This is a genomic window from Clostridium sp. NkU-1 (genome assembly GCA_001312405.1).
Genome location: BBDR01000014.1, coordinates 42783 through 65052 on the forward strand (window position 1 = coordinate 42783; position 22270 = coordinate 65052).

17 protein-coding genes and 7 pseudogenes are annotated in these 22270 nt (G+C 37.9%); 11 read left to right on the forward strand and 13 right to left on the reverse strand.

What is annotated here, in order from left to right; genetic code table 11:
- Positions 1 to 489: 489 nt before the first annotated feature.
- The 3 genes and pseudogenes from JCM10519_RS18425 to JCM10519_RS18435 form a co-directional block, all read right to left on the reverse strand.
- Positions 490 to 1431, reverse strand: a pseudogene (locus JCM10519_RS18425) (agmatine deiminase family protein).
- A 205-nt stretch (positions 1432 to 1636) separates the two neighbouring features.
- Positions 1637 to 1933, reverse strand: coding sequence for a GyrI-like domain-containing protein (locus JCM10519_RS18430; protein ID WP_054740983.1), 297 nt, complete (start codon positions 1931 to 1933; stop codon positions 1637 to 1639).
- A 145-nt stretch (positions 1934 to 2078) separates the two neighbouring features.
- The gene (locus JCM10519_RS18435; protein ID WP_054740986.1) at positions 2079 to 2426 is read right to left on the reverse strand and encodes a MerR family DNA-binding transcriptional regulator; all 348 of its coding nucleotides are present in this window, start codon (positions 2424 to 2426) and stop codon (positions 2079 to 2081) included.
- A gap of 416 nt (positions 2427 to 2842) precedes the next feature.
- On the opposite strand from JCM10519_RS18435, the pseudogene JCM10519_RS31710 reads away from it, so the two are divergent.
- Positions 2843 to 3187: pseudogene (locus JCM10519_RS31710) on the forward strand (helix-turn-helix domain-containing protein); the annotation flags it as partial.
- Positions 3188 to 3202: 15 nt separating this feature from the next.
- Here JCM10519_RS31710 and JCM10519_RS31715 read toward each other — a convergent pair.
- The 8 genes and pseudogenes from JCM10519_RS31715 to JCM10519_RS18475 form a co-directional block, all read right to left on the reverse strand.
- Positions 3203 to 3640 (reverse strand): annotated as a pseudogene (locus JCM10519_RS31715) (relaxase/mobilization nuclease domain-containing protein); the annotation flags it as partial.
- A gap of 57 nt (positions 3641 to 3697) precedes the next feature.
- Positions 3698 to 4501 (reverse strand): DUF2971 domain-containing protein, encoded by an 804-nt coding sequence (locus JCM10519_RS18445; protein ID WP_347844710.1) that lies wholly within the window; start codon positions 4499 to 4501, stop codon positions 3698 to 3700.
- A gap of 221 nt (positions 4502 to 4722) precedes the next feature.
- Positions 4723 to 5004, reverse strand: coding sequence for a CD1845 family protein (locus tag JCM10519_RS18450; RefSeq protein ID WP_054740993.1), 282 nt, complete (start codon positions 5002 to 5004; stop codon positions 4723 to 4725).
- 29 nt (positions 5005 to 5033) lie between these two features.
- Positions 5034 to 5960, reverse strand: a pseudogene (locus JCM10519_RS18455) (helicase); the annotation flags it as partial.
- Positions 5953 to 7260, reverse strand: a pseudogene (locus JCM10519_RS18460) (VirB4-like conjugal transfer ATPase, CD1110 family); the annotation flags it as partial. The pseudogenes JCM10519_RS18455 and JCM10519_RS18460, both read right to left, overlap by 8 nt.
- A 421-nt stretch (positions 7261 to 7681) precedes the next feature.
- Positions 7682 to 8329 carry a restriction endonuclease gene (locus JCM10519_RS18465; RefSeq protein WP_347844711.1) on the reverse strand — a complete coding sequence of 216 codons (648 nt, stop codon included), beginning with the start codon at positions 8327 to 8329 and terminating at the stop codon, positions 7682 to 7684.
- 191 nt (positions 8330 to 8520) lie between these two features.
- The gene (locus JCM10519_RS18470; RefSeq protein WP_054740997.1) at positions 8521 to 8901 is read right to left on the reverse strand and encodes a hypothetical protein; all 381 of its coding nucleotides are present in this window, start codon (positions 8899 to 8901) and stop codon (positions 8521 to 8523) included.
- Positions 8901 to 9353 carry a hypothetical protein gene (locus JCM10519_RS18475; protein WP_054740999.1) on the reverse strand — a complete coding sequence of 151 codons (453 nt, stop codon included), beginning with the start codon at positions 9351 to 9353 and terminating at the stop codon, positions 8901 to 8903. The genes JCM10519_RS18470 and JCM10519_RS18475 overlap by 1 nt, the downstream gene beginning before the upstream one ends.
- Before the next feature lie 465 nt (positions 9354 to 9818).
- Between JCM10519_RS18475 and JCM10519_RS18480 the strand changes: the two genes are divergently transcribed.
- The 3 genes from JCM10519_RS18480 to JCM10519_RS18495 all read left to right on the forward strand — a co-directional run bounded on the left by JCM10519_RS18480 (position 9819) and on the right by JCM10519_RS18495 (position 14027).
- On the forward strand, positions 9819 to 10571 hold the full coding sequence (locus JCM10519_RS18480) for a hypothetical protein (RefSeq protein WP_054741001.1): 753 nt from the start codon (positions 9819 to 9821) through the stop codon (positions 10569 to 10571).
- 801 nt (positions 10572 to 11372) lie between these two features.
- Entirely contained in the window at positions 11373 to 12584 is a 1212-nt protein-coding gene (locus tag JCM10519_RS18490; protein WP_054741005.1) for an MFS transporter, read from the forward strand.
- A gap of 933 nt (positions 12585 to 13517) precedes the next feature.
- Entirely contained in the window at positions 13518 to 14027 is a 510-nt protein-coding gene (locus JCM10519_RS18495; protein WP_054741006.1) for a DUF4489 domain-containing protein, read from the forward strand.
- 366 nt (positions 14028 to 14393) lie between these two features.
- Here JCM10519_RS18495 and JCM10519_RS18500 read toward each other — a convergent pair.
- Positions 14394 to 15356 (reverse strand): annotated as a pseudogene (locus tag JCM10519_RS18500) (helix-turn-helix transcriptional regulator).
- A gap of 103 nt (positions 15357 to 15459) precedes the next feature.
- A pseudogene (locus tag JCM10519_RS31720) lies at positions 15460 to 15611 on the reverse strand (DNA-binding protein).
- 612 nt (positions 15612 to 16223) lie between these two features.
- Here JCM10519_RS31720 and JCM10519_RS31725 point away from each other — a divergent pair.
- From JCM10519_RS31725 to JCM10519_RS18530, 7 genes are all read left to right on the forward strand, one after another.
- Positions 16224 to 16370 carry a hypothetical protein gene (locus JCM10519_RS31725; protein ID WP_347844712.1) on the forward strand — a complete coding sequence of 49 codons (147 nt, stop codon included), beginning with the start codon at positions 16224 to 16226 and terminating at the stop codon, positions 16368 to 16370.
- A gap of 346 nt (positions 16371 to 16716) precedes the next feature.
- Positions 16717 to 17217: a hypothetical protein gene (locus JCM10519_RS18505; RefSeq protein WP_054741008.1), complete on the forward strand. Its 501-nt coding sequence runs from the start codon at positions 16717 to 16719 to the stop codon at positions 17215 to 17217.
- Between the two features lie 267 nt (positions 17218 to 17484).
- A complete protein-coding gene (locus JCM10519_RS18510) occupies positions 17485 to 18507 on the forward strand; it encodes a nucleotidyltransferase domain-containing protein (protein WP_054741010.1) in 1023 nt (340 codons plus the stop codon).
- Entirely contained in the window at positions 18507 to 19214 is a 708-nt protein-coding gene (locus JCM10519_RS18515; protein WP_347844713.1) for a nucleotidyltransferase domain-containing protein, read from the forward strand. The genes JCM10519_RS18510 and JCM10519_RS18515 overlap by 1 nt, the downstream gene beginning before the upstream one ends.
- Positions 19215 to 19676: 462 nt before the next feature.
- Complete coding sequence (locus JCM10519_RS18520; protein WP_054741012.1) at positions 19677 to 19913, forward strand: hypothetical protein; 237 nt, start codon at positions 19677 to 19679, stop codon at positions 19911 to 19913.
- Positions 19914 to 20521: 608 nt separating this feature from the next.
- The gene (locus JCM10519_RS18525; protein WP_347844714.1) at positions 20522 to 21043 is read left to right on the forward strand and encodes a hypothetical protein; all 522 of its coding nucleotides are present in this window, start codon (positions 20522 to 20524) and stop codon (positions 21041 to 21043) included.
- A gap of 93 nt (positions 21044 to 21136) precedes the next feature.
- Positions 21137 to 21520, forward strand: coding sequence for a YdcF family protein (locus JCM10519_RS18530; protein ID WP_347844715.1), 384 nt, complete (start codon positions 21137 to 21139; stop codon positions 21518 to 21520).
- Positions 21521 to 22270 lie beyond the last annotated feature (750 nt).

Sequence of the window (22270 nt, forward strand, 5' to 3'; positions counted from 1 at the left end):
TAAAAAGGGCGACTTTGATACACCCACCATGCTTTGCTTTTTGAAAAAGAAAAAGGGCGGCTTTGATTGTTATTTCAAAACCGCCGTTAGACTACTGTATTTTGTTTTGGCACACAATTATCCTGCCGCCATAACAACGGTTTTTTTTATTACCGTTGTTATGGCGGTCTGTAGATATTAAGGTGCTACACTTAGTCTTATAACTTTTGCTTAGTATATTATAAAAAAACAAATTGCTTACTTTTATTTACTAATAATCCTTTTTATTGAATACTAAAAACAATGGATTATACTTTCGGTTGCTGCTGTGTGACACAGTGAATCATTCCACCGTATTGGTATAAGGCAGTAACATTAATTGGTATAATTTCTCGACCATCATACAATTCCGATAGAATTTTTATTGCTACTTTATCATTGGTATCATTATAAACTGGCAACAAAACAACATCGTTTCCAATGTAATAGTTGAGATAAGAACCTTTATAATCAAGCCCTTCCACATTTTTTTGATGTCATAGGCAATTCGATAATCTCGTAAAGCTGACCATCTGCATTTGTGGAGTTAGTTAAAATATAATAGTCATTTTCTCTGATATTTTCATACAGTTCCATAAAATCTTTTTCTGACACAGTGAGTATTGTTTTATGGTCATAAAACCGAGCCATGCCATCTATGTGTGCATCAGTGATATCCTCGTCTAAGACACCTTCAAGCCAAATGATATTGGATACCCCTAAGTATTTTTGTAAAAACATCTTAGCTTCTTGAATACTCATCTCCGGGTTGCGGTTTTTACTGACTACTGAGCTTTTACAGAGTATTGCTGTGCCGTTACCGTCCAGTTCAACAGAGCCTCCCTCCAATACAAAATCTGGTATTGATATAATAGAATGTCCTTTAGCCTTGGCGACAACTATAGGAATATCGTCATCATGCTTATAGGGAGCTTTTTTTGCCCCAACCATCAAAAGTGAAATTGGCGATTAGCAGGTTATCGTCATCGTCAAAGACAAACATCGGCCTGTGTCCCGTGACCACACGTCATCAGACTTTGCAATTACGAAATCAACACGGCTCATATCTAATCCCTCTGCTTCAAGTAGCTTCATAATGCGAGATTGCTCATCTTTATTATAAGCGATAATATGGACTTTTTCGCCTTTGTGCAGTGCAAATGCCATTTGAATCCAAATATCCTCGATCTCTAATCTGTACTCCATACCGTAAGAGTAATGATGCGGCCAAGTGAGCCACGTACCTTCGTGTTCTTCCTCTTCAGCGGGAAAATAGTAGATTTGCATTTCTTCTGCCTCCTTTTGTGATGTTTCTGCCAACTGTGGAGGAGGGGGTAGTAGCTGAGTCTTGTTAGGTAGATTAGTCTGTTCTGCACAGCCCGTAAGCATCAGTATTGTGAGAAGTAAAATCATTGTTTTTTTTCATATTACTTACCTCCAAATATGATTTTAAAGTGTAAAATTTTATATATAGCTTTTGTGACGACCAATTAGCCACTCTGCTTTCAAGCAAATTTACAATGTACCATCTGGATATTATTGAGGATTATTTTTCGTAAATTGCTTAGCATTATCTAAACTTTACAAATCAAGAATACCCCTTGACACTGTGTTAATGTCAAGGGGTAATTTTCATTGAAATTTCTGTGATGTATTCTGTTTCGATCTCTGTGTGAGATATATCTAAAAAATATCGTTCTAAGAAAACACCGGTTGCTTCTAAGTTATGCTGCTCTATATATAGTAATAGTTTGTCATAAGCAGAAGCAATTTCGTCATAATTCCCGTAGTGAAATGTAGATAGATATTGTCCCTCAACCAAGGTGTGCGAGGCATATGCTTTCGGGATACCTTGTTCCCCAACAGGAACGGCTACACGATAACTATTATCATCAAAAAGGTTGCCAATCAGCATGCTCTGTCCAGTGGGTGTTGTGCGGCTTTTTTCCAAGGATGCATATAAACGATCAAATTCAGCTTCTATCTGTAATTCTGTACAAAAATTACCAACACAAATAATTTGTTTGCTTTTAACTGTGCGTGAGATGTCATATAGGTTTTCAATACAAGTTGTTTTTTTCTACACTAAGCAGCGTGTGTAACTTTCGCAGAGCATCTGCATTGGCAGCTTCTTGCTGCCGAAGTTCCTGCAACTTAGTAGTTGATAGCTCTTGTAAGGCATTTTCATTTTCAAGAAGAATAGCAATCTCCTCAAGAGAGAAGTAGCAGGATCGATATTTCTTGATAAGTGTCACTGTCGGAATTTGCATTGATCCATAGAGACGGTATCGATTGTTTGCAATAGAAACAGGCTTCAGTAAGCCTATCTTATCGTAGTGACGTAGCATACGTGGAGAAATTTTGTTAATAGAGGCAAATTCTCCAATAGTATAAAGCTTTTCTGTCACGACACACCTCCTGCAAATAATTTTAGCCTTTTAAAATTTTTAATATAAGTTTATCATAATGAAATACAAATTTCAACGAGAGAATATTATACATACACCGCACCACAAGAATACAAATCACATATAACATTACATCTCTACAAATAAAGTACATATAGGTAATATGCAATATATTGTAAAACACTATCTTGCTTAATCTGTTCTTAATTCAAATTAATAACTAAAGTGCTATGCTTACTAAATATTTATATTATCTGTCACCTTTCAAGTATTGAAAACATACACTCAACGATAAAACACACATTAAATTTTGTAATATTTTTACCAAATGCGAAATTAAACACTACCTAATATAAAATTGTGCTTCGTTCAAATATTGTACCCCGAAATGTAAAATGATATAGGGTGATATTAAAATGTACCAAGACGAAAGAAAACTTGATTTCAAGCCGTTGGGGTATGGCAATAAAAAAATGCACGAGAAAGGAACGGTTGGACATAGGAATACCTTGCCCAACTTGTAGACCTTACACCACGCTCTATTATGTACATAGAGAACAGAGGGCAGCACCCGAGCCTTAACAAACTTTATCTGCTTGTTGCTTTGCTCGATATCTCGGTAGACCAGTTCTTTTTTTCCATGCAATCAAGAGAGTGATAACAATCACCGTAAACAAGTTGATGTGCTGCTTAACTCAATGGAAGAAAAGGAGCTTATTGTAATGGAAGCTACGGCTCAAGGATTGAAAACGGCACGGGAAAAAAATGGAATAATCAATGCCGCTTCTCTTAAAATCTCGAAACTTTCTTGTGCAGTCAAGAGAGGTGGAATTAAAAATAATGTGATTGTGAATGTGGGCTTTATCTATGTGAGTAGCAACGATAAATGCGTGTTTTCCTTTGGTGAAGCTCATACCCAACTCATAACCGATTTTGTTGGCAAGCTCGGGTGTAATTTCCCCGGGCTTAAAGGACTGTCATATCTGATAGGCGATAACATTACTTGCCTGTTGTCTGCCTGTTATATCATCATATTGCCGCTTAGATAGCATAAACTCACCCTGCACTGTTTTAGGGTCGCACTCGTAGGAGGATAAAAATTCACCCTCATTTGTTTTCTCGGGATTTTTGGCATAATCGGTGCGGTCAGCAAGGCAATCTGCAATGGATTTTCCTTTATTTTGGTGCATGGCAATTAGCCTTGTGGTAGCGATAATAACACCTCCTTTGCGGCAAGAAAAAAAGAGCCGCCTTACGGCAACTCTTAACTCTCACACTATTTGTTGTTTTTGAAGTTCAAACTTAGAATTGTTGCTATCAAGGTACATTTGATATACTTTGCAAATTCCATCAGATGATTTCCCTATATCAATTAATTTCTCTTTGTTTTCATCAGTGCAGTTTAATCCTATGTAAATCTTGCTTGGAATTACTGGGAAATATCTGTCGGGTGACATAATTCTATATTCTCTTTCGTGTTCCCAACTTATATGTTTTGCGGTCGTTGATAGGAACATAAGATGATTATAAAGCGAAAATTCCTCTGATGGAGGTGTTCCATTCATTTTAGCCGCTATTGCAGTATTTATGATGTGCGTAACTATGGAATTTGCTTCTTGCCGTTCTTCCTTATAGGTTACGGGTAATATGTATTTTTTTTGCAAGTCGCATAAAATGTATTCAACGCAAAATCCTTCGTGGTTATTTGCATAGTAAGCCCACATGGGCATATTTTGCTCGTTAGTGTCGCTTAAACAAGTCACTCTCCATAAGGAAGTTAAACCATTCACATATTCCTCTATTTGAGATTTATCCCACCCTTTTTCGGAAAGTTTATCTTCGTTAAAAATAAAATACTTTCCCTCAAATGGGTCATTGAATGAATTAAAATCACTTAAATATAGTTTGTTTTCTGCAAGGCATTGTAATTTTTGTGAATTCAGTGTTTTGTTTTGGTTTAGTCCAAAATATTTATGTAAAACAGTAGGAATTTTATCAGCTTTAAATCTGACGGCTTCCTCAAATTTCTTTTGTGAAATAAGGTTTAAATACTGCTCATATTCAGTGCTTTTCATGTAATTCCTCGCTTTCATAAAAGTTGTAACATTTAAATTATACCACGCACCTCTGCAAAATTCATCAACAGCTTTTTAACGAAAGAAGCAGAAGTGCCACCATAAAGCAAGGGTCGAGATAAACGGACTTCGCCGCCCTTGCTTTACGGTGGCACTCCTACTATGTGGCAATTAAGGGGCGATAGCACACAAATGCTACCGCCCCCTTACCATTTATAAGGCTAAATACCTTTCAGCCAATCATTGAAGTATTCCACCCTTGCTATAATCCATGCTCCCATCATGGGCAAGCCCCACGGACTGATGAGATAGCCTGCGATAAAGGCGGGTATTGCCTGTGAAAAGCCTGCAACGATAATTGTACCGATACCGAGGGTAAACAGGACAAAGGACAGAACACCTAAAATCCCACCGCCGAACACAAGCACAAACTTTGATATTCCAAGCAGGATATTCAGTGCCAAAGTGATTGGCAGCAACACGATTTTAAGTAATATTTTCATAAGCAACCCTCCATATATCTAACGGTATCCTTCTCCCGTATGTCCTCATAAATGCTAAACTGTGCCTGTGGAGCTGTCAAATCATCGGGGAGGACATCTTCAAGGGCATGGAGTTCCACACCGTTGATTGCACTGCTGCCTGCCTTTGCCACCTTGTCGGCTTGTGGCCTGCCTTTCAGAGTGGAGAGGTCACAAAATAGGAGCTGTGTCAGCTTATCGTCCTTACCATCCTCCCATATACGCAGGATATTGTTTACACAGGTATTTACCTTACTGCCCTCATCATCGGGCAGCATGGGGTTAATTACTCGTTGGTCAAGCCCTAATTTTCGCCCGTCTGAGGTCACTTTCAGCATATTGTCAATAGAGGGGTCTATGCGGTCATTGTGTATTTTTGCGGCTCGTTCCGAAAGCTCCTGCACCAATTCCTGCTGAATTTCTGTGGGCTTTGCAACTACCGTTTCATAGATAACCTCGGGGGTCGGCAAGTTCAGCTCATCGGCGGTCTTGATGTCTGCCACTTCTTTGAACATTGACATCAGCTCGGGCAGATTGAAAAACCGTGAAAATCTTGTACGGGGGCGGTAGCCCTTGCCCTCGGGGGCAAGCTCATTTTGTGTGACGGTTTCGCCAAAGGTAGAAGCCCAAGCATCAAAGTGAAGAAGTCCTTTTTCTCTGAGGGTGTCATACTGCAAATATCTCTGCATGGTATATAGTTCCACCATTGAATTGCTCACGGGTGTGCCAGTGGCAAATACTGTGCCTTTGCCGCCTGTCAGCTCGTCCATATAGTGGCACTTTAGAAACATATCGCTTGATTTTTGAGCATCGGAGGTAGAAAGCCCTGCTACATTCCGCATTTTGGTGAATGTAAAGAGGTTTTTATAGCTGTGGGCTTCGTCCACATAGAGTCTGTCTACACCTAACTGCTCAAAGGTGACTACGCTGTCTTTGCGTTCTCTTACCCAATTCCTTAATATCGTAGCAGACAGTGCGATTTGTAATATCCACATTTGTCCTGTGGTTAAAAACGCTAAGGCTACCTGTGACATAGATTTCAAGAGCTGAACGGATATGCTTTGCTTCTTTTTCTTCCTGCCTGCCCAACGCATCGTAAAGGTCGCCCAAAATCGGCATTTTGGCAGGGTCGGGGTGAGCAAGGTATTCTGCATAAACGAGGGTAACACAGCGGTCAATAATGGACTTTTCAACAGGGGTCAATCCCTCTTTACCGCCGACAATCAGCTCACACAGAGAGAGGATAAAATCGCTCTTTAATGCAAGAGGGCTATCGTCCTCAGAGTAATTGAGGTTGATGTCCATCGGGTTGATGTACTGGCTGCTTGTAGGCGATATTTTGATAACCTGTCCTTTGAGCCTTTGCACAAGTGAAAAATATTCGCCCTCGGGGTCGCACACGATGATGTCATCGGTGGTAATCAGAAATACATTGGTGATTTCTCGTTTAGCCGCAAATGATTTACCGCTGCCGGGCGTACCGAGGATAAGCCCGTTGGGGTTTTTAAGCTGCTTGCGGTCTACCATGATGAGGTTGCTTGACAGGGCATTTAAGCCATAATACAAGGCTTCACCGCCCGACTGAAAAAGCTCCTGTGTGGTAAAAGGCACAAAAATAGCGGTGCTCGAGGTAGTCAAGCTCCGCTGTATCGGTACAAGGTTTTTGCCGAGGGGCAGTGAAGTCATAAAACCCTGCTCCTGCTGATAATCAAGCCTTATGAGGGTGCAGTTGTGCTTGTTGGCAATACCGCTTGCTTGAAGCAGGATATTGTCCAGTTCCCTTTTGCTGTCGGCAGTATTTAGCACAAGGAATGTAATTAAAAACATTCGCTCGTTGCGGCTTTGCAGGTCGGCAAGGAGCTTTTTTGCTTCACCGCCATAGGTGGCAAGGTCTGACGGAATGATGTCCATGTCATACCCTGCACGGACAGCCTTTTTCTGTTCCTCAATCTTCATTTTATCGAGGTCGGTAATTTTTCGCTTAATGGTCTTAATGGCTTTCATTTGGTCTACCGACTGAATGTGCATGGTGACAATGAGATTGCTCTCCATTTCCAAAAAGTCGGACAGCACACGGTCGTTCAGCTCGGGGGCGAGTATCTGCAAAAAGGATACCGCACCGTATTTATCGCCTGTTCTGAATGTGTCTTTCTCCTTAAACTCAAAAGAGGACGGGGCAATAAAGTCTTTTGTACTAAGCCCCGAGGGGGCAAGCCATTTCCACTCAAAGGAGAACGGGTCATTGCCACTCATACGAAGAATGTTGTGCATGAGCTTTTGGTAATACCGTTGAGACGGTGATTTTGATGCAACGTTGTGGTTTGGAGGACGAAAAATAGGGGCGAGCCACAGAATATTATGGTTTGTAAGCGGAAAATGAGCAAAAATCGGGCTGAAAAAGTGCATATATCAGCCCGATTTTTAACCGTTTTTACTGATGCAAAGAGAAGATGGAAGAGAATGATTTTCGTAACCACAGTTATAAAATCGAACTGACTATGAAGTTAAATCAATAGAGAGTAGCTTATTATACCATGCCCACAAATTATTGCGCAATAAAGTCTAACTTATTGGGGGCACATCACCATCTTACATCAGTTTGAAGGTTTACACAATCTTTGGGATACTCCCTTCTATTTTTTATAGTTAGGTATTAAGATCATTCATTTATTGATTTTAGTAATTTCTTTGCTTCCTTTATATTTATTTTCGCTCGATGTCCGTGTTTTTCAAGAAGTGATAAAAGGTTAGATCCATTCAAAAGAGTTAAAGGCTTACCTTTCGCAAAGTTATATGAATCAGTACCATAATCTGAAGTTGTTACTAAAATACCTTTAGTTGCACCTTCATTCATTACTGTACCATATAAGTCTCTTACGGCGGATACGCTAACTACATTCGTATATCTTTTGGCCTGAATAACAATTTTTCCACCTCTAATGGGATCGGGGTCAAAAGCAATTGCGTCCACGCCGCCATCACGGCTGGCTTGGGTTATTTTTACCTCGCCCCCATTAGTGTTAAATTCTTGTTCGAAAAGTTCTCTAATTAGATTTTCAAAGTCTTGCCAGTCTATCGCTGCTAAGTTTATACTATCATCTAGCGTGTCCGCAACATTATATCCGTCAATAAATCGGCTGTCGTCATGACTCATTGGTATTATAGGCGCAACCGGGGTTACATCGGCAAACGTAGAAGCTGATATTCCTTTTGCACTTTTAAACCATGCTTTTGCATCTATGGCGCTCAAATTTAATTCAGTGAAATCATTTTTTTGCAATATTAATCGATAATATATACGGTTCAATATCCTTTCCGGTTGATTTATCGATTGTTTTGATCTTTCCGTTTAAAACAACAGAATCTATAAAACTATGTGACTCATCTAATGAAAATACATAATTTAAAGTTTGTAAAACAATTTGGTAAATTATGCTATCATATTTCTTTTTGATATACGTTTCCGTATGATATGTTTCTTTGAATTCATTTTTTGATTTAATATAAGCAACTTTTTTTGAGTTTGGGGATATCATTTACTGTAGGTAGCAGCAAATCAATTAATAGCATTTTGTTTTCACTATTTAATTCAAGTTCTACCTGTCTATCGTATTCAAATGGAAGTTTGATACTCTCTAAAAGTAAAGAGTAATATTCAGTTACTGCATCCGTTTCACCATTGTTGTAGCATTGGATAAAATGATCTACCTCACTATTTTTCTGAGATTGCTCTTTTAAAAACTTTTCCTTATCTTTACTCCATTCTGCATATTTTTCATGATATTCTACCATGCTTCTAGCAAAGTTTTCATCAAATTGTTTTTTTATCTTCATTCCAATTGGCCAAATCTTTTTGAAAGTTATCTTCATTTTCGGCATTAAATTGTTCGAATCTTTTTTTTGAATAACTTTGTTAAGAATGGGGCTTGTGGATTATATTTTTCATCAGTACGTTTTGGCTCTTTTCTAAAATCTAGTTTAATTGGAGAGTTTGGTGCATTTATTGGAAATGAAGAAAAATCTTTCATACTTTTTTCATCAAGAGGAATTGGCTCCAGTGAATTTGATAAAATTGAGTCTAGAGCTTCTTGCAACTCTTCGGCCTGTTCGGTCATTTCATTTGCGTAATCTAAAGATTCTTCATTATTTTTGATTCTATTTTCTCTTTCAATCCGCTTATTTTCTGCCGAGCATTTTCGCTCCCATTGTTCGTTCCATTGTGCTTTAAGGGCTCTTACCTTTTGATCCAATTCATAACTTGAAGCAGCTTTCACGACCCTATACTTATTAAGTCCGCTATGTCTAACTTCTTGCTCAAAATAATATTTCATCCATTGTTCCCCCTGATTATTGTACTTATTATCAAATTATATTATTTTAATTTTATAATGTCAAATTTATTAGCATATATCAATATAATTTTATTTCCTTATAAAGAATATTTTATTCTGAAAGGGATGCAACCCCATAGGGATCATGGTAACAAATATCTGGTATAAGCATAATGAGAGTTGATATTAATTAAACGCTAACAGGGTTTTGGTTAAGAGCCGGCAAGCGAATGGTGATAAGATGTTAATGGAGCCGGTGGCACTTACACCTGACCAGGATGGGGTTTTGCAGTATCCGGGACGGGTAAAACAAAAAGCAATTTAATAAATCTAGTTTTTTAGCCGATAATTAAGTATGCAATAATACTAAAAAAAGTATAAGGGGTATGATTATGAAAAAGAGAAGAATATTATTAGTTTCACTTTTCCTTACTTTATTGGCTCCATTGACCATATTTGGCAAGATTGAACACGGCTACAGCAAGCTCTTATGAGCTTCAGAAGGATGGCACATATAAATTATATCGAACCTATTATAAGGAAGATGGAAATACAGCAAGGAATGAGTGGATCCAGGTAAGTGATGACCGTAATGCAGTAGGAGTATCCTATTTTGAGTATTATGACAATGACGGAAATATTCTATCTAATACAACCACTCCTGATGAATATTTGGTAAATTATGAGGGGCGTTGGTACACACATTGCCCCGGAGCAGTGATTACTGAGGCAGAGGGGAGCCGTATAGAGAAATACGGATCTGTTTTCTTCCCATTTTCATATGATGGAAATGTTGTTCAAAATGACTATTTGGGGATTACCTTAAACTATAATGGGACAGATTATCAGGAAGGTATTAAATTGAATATGAGAAATTACACCTGCGCCAGCTCATATTCTGCATTCTGGATCACTTTACCGGATGGAACGGAGGCCCATATTGATACTTTCCCAGCAGATAAAAGTGCGGATGCATATATTAATTCCTGGGTAGAGAGTGAAGATAGAGAAGAAAATTCAACAGTAGTTTATTATGAAAAAACAATAGGGGGAAAACCCTTACGGGGATATAAAATAATTTCCACTTATGCAGATGCTTCTGGTGGGAATAATGCAACTACCTATGTCACCTGCCGTTTATTTCGTGCAATATCAGGCGGAGCTAGCTGGGGAATTGAGTATAAGCTAAAAAAAATACGGAAGCTGATGCGCTGCTGATCAATTGGTTAAACACTCACATGACCGTTACAAAATAAAAAGTCTCAGGCGGGCATCCGGTACTCCGGACCCGCCTTGATGTTGTCAATGACAACGATTTGACAACCGTGTATAGATTTTGCTGAATATCACATTGATTTAATAAGTATTAATTCGTATCGATGTTTCCTTTTTAGCTTTAATTTACGGAAATTATGGATATCAATTAGTAACGATACGTGTTAATATAAATCATGGATATGATAAACGGATAATGTGACAACCATCATCTTGCTAGAGCAGAAAGTCCAGTAATTCAAAGGGTTCCTGGATTTGGAGTGAGTAATGGACGTGTGTTTTTATATGTGATGATTAGCCTGCAGAAACTTGTATCCACGGGCCTCTGACATAGAATGGCGTTCCACAGGGTGCTCTGATAACATTAAAATCAGAGCCGACGGAAGGAGATTTTATTATACCTGGATACTGTTACATTGGAATTCTATTAAAACAGATGGAATGGTAACGGATGAACTTCAGGAGGATAATTTGATAAATCTTATCATTTGGTATTAATTGGTTTAAGCAAAAATGGCAGAAGGGCATATTAGGAAATATCTGATTAAATGTGGGGGAAGAATGGAAAATGGATCTTTGTGGGATAATTGCTTAAGATTAAGAAAAATAAGGGAAAGTGATGGAAAAAGATAAGCCTAAAGATTTAATGAACGTACTAAGGGCATGTAAAAACATTTCACAGGCGGTTGAGAAGCTGAAGACTCGTATATGAAATATTTGACTGTAACAGGGTAGGGGGTCAAAATGACTAATTGGAAACTTAATGCAACATTATATATCATTGGGCAGTTCGTGTCAATGTTCGGCTCGATGCTTGTGCAACACGCCATAACTTGGCAAATCACACTTGAAACTAAATCGGGTGTGATTATGACGCTGTTCACCTGCGCTGCACTATTGCCAATGACACTGATTTCACCCTTCGCGGGCGTATGGGCGGATAGGCATAATCGTAAATACCTTATCATAGTATCCGATGCGTGTATCGCATTGATAACGCTCGGCTTGTCGGTTGTGTATATCTCCGGCTATAAAAATATCTGGCTTGTATTCATCGTTGTAGTTGCGCGGTCGTTTGGACAAGGTATACAGCATCCTGCTGTATCTGCAATGATACCACAAATCGTACCGACGGAAAGTTTGCAGCGATTCAACGGCATACAAAGCTCAATCCAGTCGCTGAATATGTTTGTCGCACCCATGGCGGCTGGGGCATTGCTGTCGTTCCTGTCGCTCGAGTATATTTTCTTCATTGATGTGGCAACTGCGGCCATAGGCATATGCATAGTTTTGATATTTGTTAAGGTATCCGGCGCTCCCCGCACAGAGGAAATAAAGTATGGTGTAAAGGCATACTTTCACGAAATGCGCCAGGGTCTGCGGTATATCAATTCCAAAGCGTGGCTGAAACTTATTATTATTTACAGTGCGTTCTTCAGCTTTTTCGCGTCACCCTCCGCTTTGCTTACTCCACTTCAGACAGCCCGCACATTCGGCGATGATGTCTGGCGGCTGACTGCGATTGAAATTGTATTTTCCATGGGTGCGGTCATAGGAGGCATACTAATTTCTATATGGGGTGGTTTCAAAAATAAGGCGCACACTATTGTTACGGCTTGTGTTTTATTCGGTTTGACAGGCTTTCTGCTCGGTGTAGTGCCGAATTTTTGGGTATATCTAGGCGTAATGCTCATCTGCGGCGTTACAATACCGTTATTCAATACGCCGAGCATGACGCTGCTCCAGAGTAAAATCGAGCCGGACAAAATGGGGCGCGTATTCAGCGTGATGATGATGTTCAGTGGGGTGGCAATGCCGCTCGGAATGCTTGTGTTCGGACCTTTGGGTGATGTGGTGCGAATTGAGTGGCTGTTGATTGCATCTGGCATGGTGATATTCGTCAGCGGTCTTGCATTGCTCCGGGCGCGCTCGTTGATTGAGATAGGTGAACCGTAGTATAAATATTTCAAATGCCTATACCAGAGCAATGGGTTTTCGCCGGGTAATCGTTAAAAATGCACTGCTTATCCCCAAAAGTTATACAGGAGAAATGAATAGTTGACTGCACGGAGAAATTTTTTTTATGCAATAACTGTAGATTCTATTTTGACAGAACAGGTGGGGGAGAACTTTTCTCTCACTTGCGAACTTTCCGCAAGACTATCGCTATATGGTATAAAACTTATGTCCGAGGGGAATGTGGAAACCGTAACGGAACTGGAACTAACAAAATGACCAAAACATAGTAATGTTATCATTTATATCATCAAAAGAGGATGAGAGATTCCATGCCTTAGTCGGATTGATTGGCCGAGGAATAAAGGGATACTTTTTAATTAACTTTTCGAGCTTCTCCCTTTCCTCTTTTAATGGATAAGTGTTATCTGGAAGATACTCCATAGAAGCAATCCGGTTTAATAGAAATTTAATAGACGATGGATCTGTTTATCATTTTCTTTTATGCGTTCCACATATAATTTAGTTCCAGAAGTAGCAGAGTTGCTTTCTGTTTTTACCATAGATTCAAATTTATTCTGATCCAGAGAAATTAAGAACTAAGTGCCATAGGTGCTTCCACATGTGGATAGCCTATGGCCTTTTTTTATTTCACTATTAATATAGCAGTTCTGAATGTCAAGGCTATTTGCCTGGGCAGAATCGCCCTGGTGTTCGTTTTTTGAGCAACTGGGGCAGTATCAGCTGTCGAGGACAAGCAGGACTTTTAGTCCCGATATATTCATAAGGAGGTCATTTAGAAGGACAATTATCCTTTACTGCTCACAATCCTAAAATTATCGTAATATAATAATGTATAAGATGCGGGTAAAAATTATTAAAATTAATATCAATTTTAATTAAATATAATTCCTAAACAACGGAGGTTTTTATATGAATTGTGACTGTGACTGTGAATATGAATATGAATATGAATACTACTGCGATGACTGTTGTTGTGAGGAGAAACAAGAAAAACCAAATGCAACTGTATTAAGATGCGGAAGTCCAGGATTTGTTGCATTTCCTAATTTAACTGGAGTAGGTATAACACGTACTATTGCTTCATTACAGATTGATACTTCAGAATTTGAGCATCCCTGTATCCTGCTTTCATTTACTGCGAATATTGTTACAGGTGTAGTAGGCAGCTATAGATTTCAAATCTTTAAAGAGTGTTCAGATCAGATGGCCCTCATTCCGGTTGGCGGAGTATATCAATATTCCAGAACAGTTGCTACTACGGTAACTGATTCCTTTAATTTTAATGTATGTGATTGTGGATGTGATTCCTGTATGAATGACTGCTGCACCTATGTGGTCGTAGTTACGTTTGATGTCAGTCCCCTTATCGGTGGTGCAACGCTCAGTGCCATTGTTACCGATAATGGCTGCGACTGGTAAATTCAGCGCAGATAAATGCAAGCTATTACAGCCATAAATTCTTTCTGAATTTTTAGATTAAAGAAATATTTTTGATTAGCGAAGAAATTAGAGTTTTTTTTCTTCATCGATGATTTTATCATACACCTTATCAAAGTTTGCCAATAAGATGTAGATGTTTTCCAATGTGATAGCATCTTGCTCCACGGCTTTGATTGTTATTCAAAACCGCCGTTAGGTGCTGTATTTTGTACAGGCGCATAGCTATCCTGCCGCCATAACAACGGTAATAAAAAAACGTTGTTATGACGGCAAGTGTGTACTTACTTAATGTTCTATTTAATTTCTTCATTAGCGTCTGTATAGTGGATAGAAAGTCAATATTATTTACTTCCGCACTGGTCTGATATACTTAAAAAACCGTTCCGGATTAAAATAAAAGTAAATTATTCTACCGGGGGAAGTATCAAAGCAGTAATCAGTGCCTGTAAAATCAAAAGTTGCCATTGCCTTTTCAATCTTTTCCTCTACACTGCGATTTTCCTGCTCATAATCGAATGGGCCATGTTCAAAGACAATATACTCGGCCTCAGGAACATCAATCATCAGCATTTGTGGTGGTACTTCGCTTCATAATCAGCAGGAAGTCGTACTCCCCAACACTCTGTACGAGGAATACCCCAATCACAGAGCCTCCCGTCAGGTCATTGATATACGCCATAATCTGACCGCTGCTGCAATTAGGCTCGCTTCCGCCATCGTCATCCAATTTGCCCTTGATACTATCAAGCAAACCGCAAATTGTTTCGTAGTCCTGTCCCGGAATAAGACTTTGCTTCTGCCAAAAGTCCCAATACCCATTACTCTCATAGTTTTTAATGTGCAAAAATTTGTGTGCGGGAATGGTTATAAAATAAATTTTAACATCATCTGTAGATTTCATCATCAATCTCTCCTAATCCTAAAAAGTAGCGGTCGAAAGGGTTTATTTTTGTACGAAGAACGACAGGCTTAGGCTTTATTCGGTATTCACTTGGAGTTACACCATATGTTCCCTTAAAAGCTCTGGTAAAAGCCTCATGTGATGAAAAACCATAATCAAAAGCAATATCTAAAAGACTTTTTTTCACTATCCCGAACCTCTTTTAGTGCAAAGGCTAATTTTCTATGCCGCAGATAATCCCTAAATTGCATACCCGATATTTCTTTGAATTTTCTCGTTGTATAAAATTCGGAATAACCCAGCTTGCGAGAAAGAAAGCGTAGTGTCAAGGCTTCGTCATTATAATTTTTAATACATTCGTCAATTTCATCAACGATTATTTGAATCTGTTTCTGCCACTCGTACATTCGTCTATTCACCTCATTTCAATCACCCTGCATTTATTATAAAGAAATAGGGAGATTGCTGCTTGATTTTACTTGCTGTTATTTCATTTCCCTCTTTTAAGATTTACCTCTTTTGGTTTTCTGCACCTTTAGGTATCAGCCATGCCCGACTAGATTTTTCAATACCCTCAATGCGGTTTTCTTCCCGGATTTTTGTATCCGTTGTTCCGATATGCTCCATTTTTCGGACGCAGCTTTTACAGAAATGTAATCCATATCAATTATCATGCTTTCGCTAAAACGATATATATCCAGTATACGGAATGGCGAATAATGGAAAATTCATATCCAAGAAACTCGAAAAAAAACTATATAACATAAAATCTATTTTCGTTCTCATATCACACCTGAAATGTAAAATGAGATAGTCATACTATTTTTTTCACAGTGTCGATGTACTGTTTTAAAATGTTTTCCCGGCTCATTGCATTGCCGCTGGATACCTCACAGCACCTATATTTTATAAAATCGGATGACAATTAGTTTCAATATATAGTTGTATTTTACCATATGAGAAGATAAAATGTGCGATAAAACTCACATTAAATTCAAGTTTTTACTGATTTTAAAAGAAAAATTAAAAATTTAATTTAAAAATTGACGAAAAATGCTATACTTGTACCGTAAATACTACACGTAAATCTTTTGGAAAAAGCACAAAAACAAAGGAGAAAATAAAACATGTGAAAACTAATTACCAGATGGGGGTATATTTTGGCGGTGTCTGCCCACTACGTCACAGCGACTTTATCCAACAACAGGGCATGTACGCATATATTATGAACAAAAAGCCCCAAAGGCTGTTAAAGCGCTTCGAAAGTTTTAGAGATGTTTGAAAAGTCAAGTGTCATCATAGCTGATGCACTGATCCAGGAAAAGAAAATCAGAAGGAAAGATAAGCACATTTATGATTATGGATATGATATGCAGCAGGTCGGACTGCAGCAGGACAGCAGAATGAAAAAAACGGAGTAAGCACGGCAACCCCAGGCAGTTTCCCAGGATTTCAATCAGATGCAGGAAGAGTTTGAGCGTTTCTTTGGATTTCGTCCCCCAAATGGTGAAATCACCAATGAAAAAAATCAAGGCCCAAAAACAATCTGGATCTATCAGACATGTTTGAGAAATTTATGGGGATTAAATGATCAATAGACAACAGGAGAAAGTGAAAGAAAAACTGGGGTTATTAATTTTTATCCCCTATATCATTGTGAGCGAAGTATCTTTCTTCTACCAGATTGGATATTTATGCTGAAATCTTAGGAAAGTGAGCAGCAGAACGGTATAATCCATCTGGATTAAACGATTAGGAAGTGAATCAATGCATACTGTTAAAGGAATTATAAAATTCATAGTAATTAGTGGATTAGGAATAGTTATATTTATATACTTGGTGTTAACAAAGTTTTGGATGAATTTTTCAGAACCTTTGTATTTGAACGATGTAACAGAACTGAAAACTGGAACCATTGTACAGTTTATAACGGATATAGAAGATACAGGCTTTACACTTAATTATTCCGATGGAACACCATCTTATTATTTTTATCATGGCTTCCTTGATGGGAATAAGGTTATCATATTTATACATAAAAACTACATGCACCAAATTACAAAAGCAAGCACTGACCAATATAATGTGATAGGAAAGGTTCTTAAACCAGATCAAGAAGCAGTTGAATATTTTGGTTTAAACGCATCTTATGTAGAACTGGTACGCGAGGATTACAAAGCGAATACTTTGGAACTTCTACTTTTTTCATTATTTTTAACCGGTGTGGGATTTGTCATTCCATTCTTTTTAATACAAAGGAAAAAGTGAAATATAAAAAAATAACAGGGATCTTCATACACTCGATTTTTATCATGTTTATGAGCGTTTGCAGGATTTTGAGCCAAGCTCCAGGTGTTTGACGAAGGCCCATTTTAGCTTGAGGTAACCCCGGCATCAGAATCATCTCATCGAGGAATGTAGAAACTGTTTGCCTGCTAAGCCGGAAAGATCGTTAAATCACGGACTTTCAGATTTTTGGGTGAATGGATAGAATTAAGGAAGTAATGACTTAAATAGAATGCTGGGGGAAAGAAAGTGAAAGATTTCAAAAAGCTAATAAATACAAGTGAATATAATTTCCTTAGAGAACATGAAAGGTTAGGGAATAGAATTATCCTTCTTGGTTTGGGTGGAAGTTATGCTTATGGTACAAATAACGCGGATAGTGATATTGATTTTCGGGGTATTACCTTGAATAGGCCATCTGACCTTATTGGCTTAACTGAATTTGAGCAGTATGAGGATGGAAAAACGGATACAGTGATTTATGCATTTAATAAAATGGTGAAGTTACTGCTTGAGTGTAATCCAAATACCTGTGAGATTCTTGGGCTGGACGAAGAGCAGTATCTGATAAAGACGAAATTAGGTCAGGAACTTCTTGATAATAAGGGGATTTTTCTTTCCAAAAGGGCAGCAAAATCCTTTGGGGGATATGCTAGTGCGCAGCTGAGACGTCTCCAAAATGCGATAGCCAGGGATTCCATGCCGCAGACAGAAAAGGAGAGACATATATTAAATTCGGTCAAAAGTGCATTGGAGGACTTTCAGAGACGCTATGCCAGTTTCGATAGAGGAAGTATACATCTTTACATAGATAAGGCTGAACCCCCGGAATTGGATACGGAAATTTTTGTGGATGCAGTCTATAAACATTTACCGCTCCGTGATTATGAAAATATGTGGTCTGTCATGCATAATGTTGTGAGAGATTATGATAAGATAGGAAAACGTAATAAGAAAAAGGATGATAATCATTTGAATAAGCACGCCATGCATTTAATCCGATTGTTTATGATGGCGATAGATATCTTGGAAAAAGGTGAAATAAATACGAATCGGAGCAATGACTTGGATTTGCTTTTGAAGATAAGAAATGGTGGGTTTCAACGAGAGGATGGGACATTCCACAGAGAATTTTATGATATACTTGCTGATTATGAGGGACGGCTTAAAAAGGCGGTTCAAGTAAGTGTTTTACCAGATAATCCGGATATGGAAAAAGTAGAGGCATTTGTCGAGTATATTAACAAAAGAGTAATAGAGGGTGATTATTAATGTGTGATATTACAAAAGAAATTGAACAAAAATTATTAGAAATTGAAAAGAATGAAAATGTGATTGTGCTGCATGCGGTGGAATCAGGAAGCCGTGCATGGGGATTTGCTTCACCGGATAGTGATTATGATGTCCGATTTATTTATGTCAGGAGAAAAGAAGATTATCTTAAACTCAATGAACCAAGGGATGTTATAGAATGGCAGCTTGATGAAGTGCTGGATATCAATGGTTGGGATTTAAAGAAAGTATTAAAACAGTTTTACAGGGGAAATGCGACTTTATTTGAATGGAGTAAGTCTCCGATTGTATATAAGACGACAGAATTATGGAAACAGATATATGATGAGGCAAAAAGCTACTTTTCTATGAAAGTGGCAGCATATCATTATTATGGAACTGCAAATAGTACGTATCGACAGTATTTACAGGAAGATTCGGTAAAATATAAAAAATATTTTTATGCTTTAAGGCCGCTGCTTGCAGGAAAATACATACAGGAATACCAATGTCCGCAACCAGTATTATTTGATGATCTTATGAAAATGGATATGCCGGCAGAATTGCGTAATGGAATTGATGAGTTGCTGGAAATCAAAAAAAGGAGTGACGAAAGAGAAAAAGGTGTACAGATTCCTATTATCCGGGAGTTTATTATCAATGAAATAGGAAGACAAAAAAAGCTATGTGGAAAGTATTACAGATGACAGAAAGCGTGAATGGAAAAGTCTAAATGATATTTTTCTAAAGATATTGGGATAATTTTGATTATTATATTTATATAGTTTAAAAAAATATGAGCGCGATGGAATCAGGAAGAAAATACACAACTATAGATTATGAGCTTAACAGGAAACCGACAAATTTTAATTCATGGAGCTTATATTATAATAAATTTAATGCCAGACATAAGAGTTAAAATAAGACTGACGGGGCATAAGTAAAGTTATAACTTTAAATTTAGATAAGGAATAAAGATAACCAATGGAGCAAAACAAACATTCCCTAACAAAACCAGCACAAAAAGAAAAAGCATACTCTATTCCGGGAATCATCCTGTTTTGATTTCCATCGGGTTAATTGCGTGCGGATGGTTGATTGAGCCATACATATCCCCTCTGTTGTCAGATTTTAAAACCGATTTGCAGATTAGCAGGTATCAAGCCGTTGTGGATAAAATTCACAGAGAAGAGATAAAGAAAGGTATTGCTTATTCAATAGGTGGCGAAGCTGGACATGAGGATGTGGCTTTTCTGCAATATGCAATCCGTTTTGGGGCTTCTGAATTTATCCTTTATTCCGAGGACGACCGGATTGATACAAAGTTATTGATGGAATATGATTATGAAGACAGGACCGATATAAGGATAAAAGAAAACTGGTATCGGATAAGGATTGAGGACTAAGAAACAATGACCATTGCGTAGTTTAATATTAGATGGCACTTACAGCCTTTGTTTGAATAAAATGAGCATAATGGGAATTTGTAGCATTAACTGCAATATTTTATATCAACTAATTATTAGTTCTGATTGACGTTATCTTAGAAAGATTTTGAATTAATCGCTTCTTAGTATGGTATACTGCTAGGATAAAGCTCTTGAGTTCATTACTCAAGAGTTTTACTGTTGGAATGATTACTGTTGGCAATATCGTTTCTGTTTCTGGGAGGTAGAAGTAATTCCAAATTCTAAAATCAATTTTGCCTGCGGACTGGAAATATGATTCCGTAGAATGGGGTAAAGTGAAGGTATACCATTAATGCAAACAACAGGAATCCAAAAGAGTATCTGAAAAGTTGTAAAATGATGACAGATCTGTTATCATTCCACCAAGTAGTAATAGTTTTTTATGGGTTTTTCTTTATAATTTAAAAAGTAGTTAGACTTGTGCCGGATGTTGTTTGTAATTGGCATTAACTCTGACAACTAAACAAGGAGATTATTATGAATTACAAACTAATTCTTATTATTCCATTTGTATTGATTGCTATTGCAGGAACAGTGTGGTTTGAGTGGCAGTATCACAAAGAAAAAGAAGCCTCTGGTTAGGAATTTCATTTTTGGCGGCTCTTTTTCCGATATTGGGGCTGTGCGCTCTTGTTTTATTAACATTTGAACAATTTTTACCTGTTCGCATCATTCTAGTGGTTTGTGTGATTGTACTTATGGTAGCAATTTTGATGTTTCCGTTTGTACTCATTATAACGATGTTGATTTCCGGAATCCAATTAATACGTAAAGAGGGATTTTCCCTTTCACATATGCTTTCTCTTGGATTTGGCGTATGTTATATCGCATATTTGGTGGTCTGGCCAATGTTGAGTGATATATGGAAGAATGATTTCTTCAATTTTTTGTATGCATATCTTTCGTTTGTGTTCTTCTTTACTCTTTCTATATTTGCAATGTATACGATAAGTAATTTTTTTGAATTTGCTGAGAAATCATCGAAAAAAATACCGGTATATCATTGTGCTGGGCAGTGGATTAAGAAACGGCACAGAAGTAACACCGCTTTTGGCGGGCCGGATTGAAAAAGGGATAGAAGCGTACCGTCAGAATCCCGGCAGCGTCTGGTGTTTTCCGGGGGAAAAGGAAGCGATGAGGCCCTCGCGGAGGGTGAGGCAATGAAATATTATGCCATAGAGCATGGTGTTCTTAAAAAGGATATTCTGGTAGAATCCCAGTCTGTGAACACTGAAGAAAATCTGAAATTTTCCTATCAGATGATTCAGCAGGACGCACAAGGGGAAATAGGAAATTTGCTGGTGGTTACAAATCGTTACCATGTGTTCCGTGCGCTGCTTTTATCCAAGCATCTGGGAATTTTCTGCGATGGACGCGGCTCGCGTACCAAGCTATATTTTTCCATTAATGCCTTTGTTCGTGAATGGATCGCTTACCTGGTATTTTGGCGCAGAAAATATGTCGTTGTTTTAGGTGCTTCTTTTTTTCATACTGGGTGCAGGCTTTTTACTGAGTTGGTATTTGCAGAATATGTAATCTCATGAAAATGCAGAGATAGCAACGATTCCTCAACAAGCATTTCTTTACTGGGAAAGACAATCTATGAGCAATGTAAAGTTGAGAATTATCTTAGAAGATGTGCCTGGCAGTTCTGTGTTTATGCAGGATAGCAACGATTAGAGAACAGTGATGGTTATATGAGTTTCCAAATAGATGCACTTGCATGATGCACTCGGCAAAAAGAACCATCTTGCACTCGGAATGGGAGAGCTTGATTTGCTTAGATATTTGGATCTCGCAAAGAACCACCATTGCCGCATAGTTATTTGAACAAAGACTGTTGCAGGACTGAGATCTTAATCAAATGAAATCTGCTGAAGAAGCAGATCACACAGCCGACTAACTTTCCGGTAACCAAATGGCTAAAATGAATTTGGAAAAAATCCTTGACAGCACCTATCTATGAGAATCCGGCGGAATATTGTGCACTTTAAAATTTGCAGAAACACAGTACAAAATGCCCATGCAATAACAAAGGAAAAGGCCAGGAGCCAGCCTTTCGGAAGTTAAAAATAAGGTATATAAACTTTCATAAATCCAAAGAGTCAATAATTAAGGGTAGTCGTTAATTAACGATTACTTTTTTTATGTTTACCAGCCATGTGCAGGTTCTTATGAATGCAATTTGCTAACAATAATTGTTAAAAAAAATAGTCTTTATAAGTATATTAGAATAAAAATTCCATAAGTAATTGACATATGTCATAAACTGAGTATAATAAAAAGCGTAATTG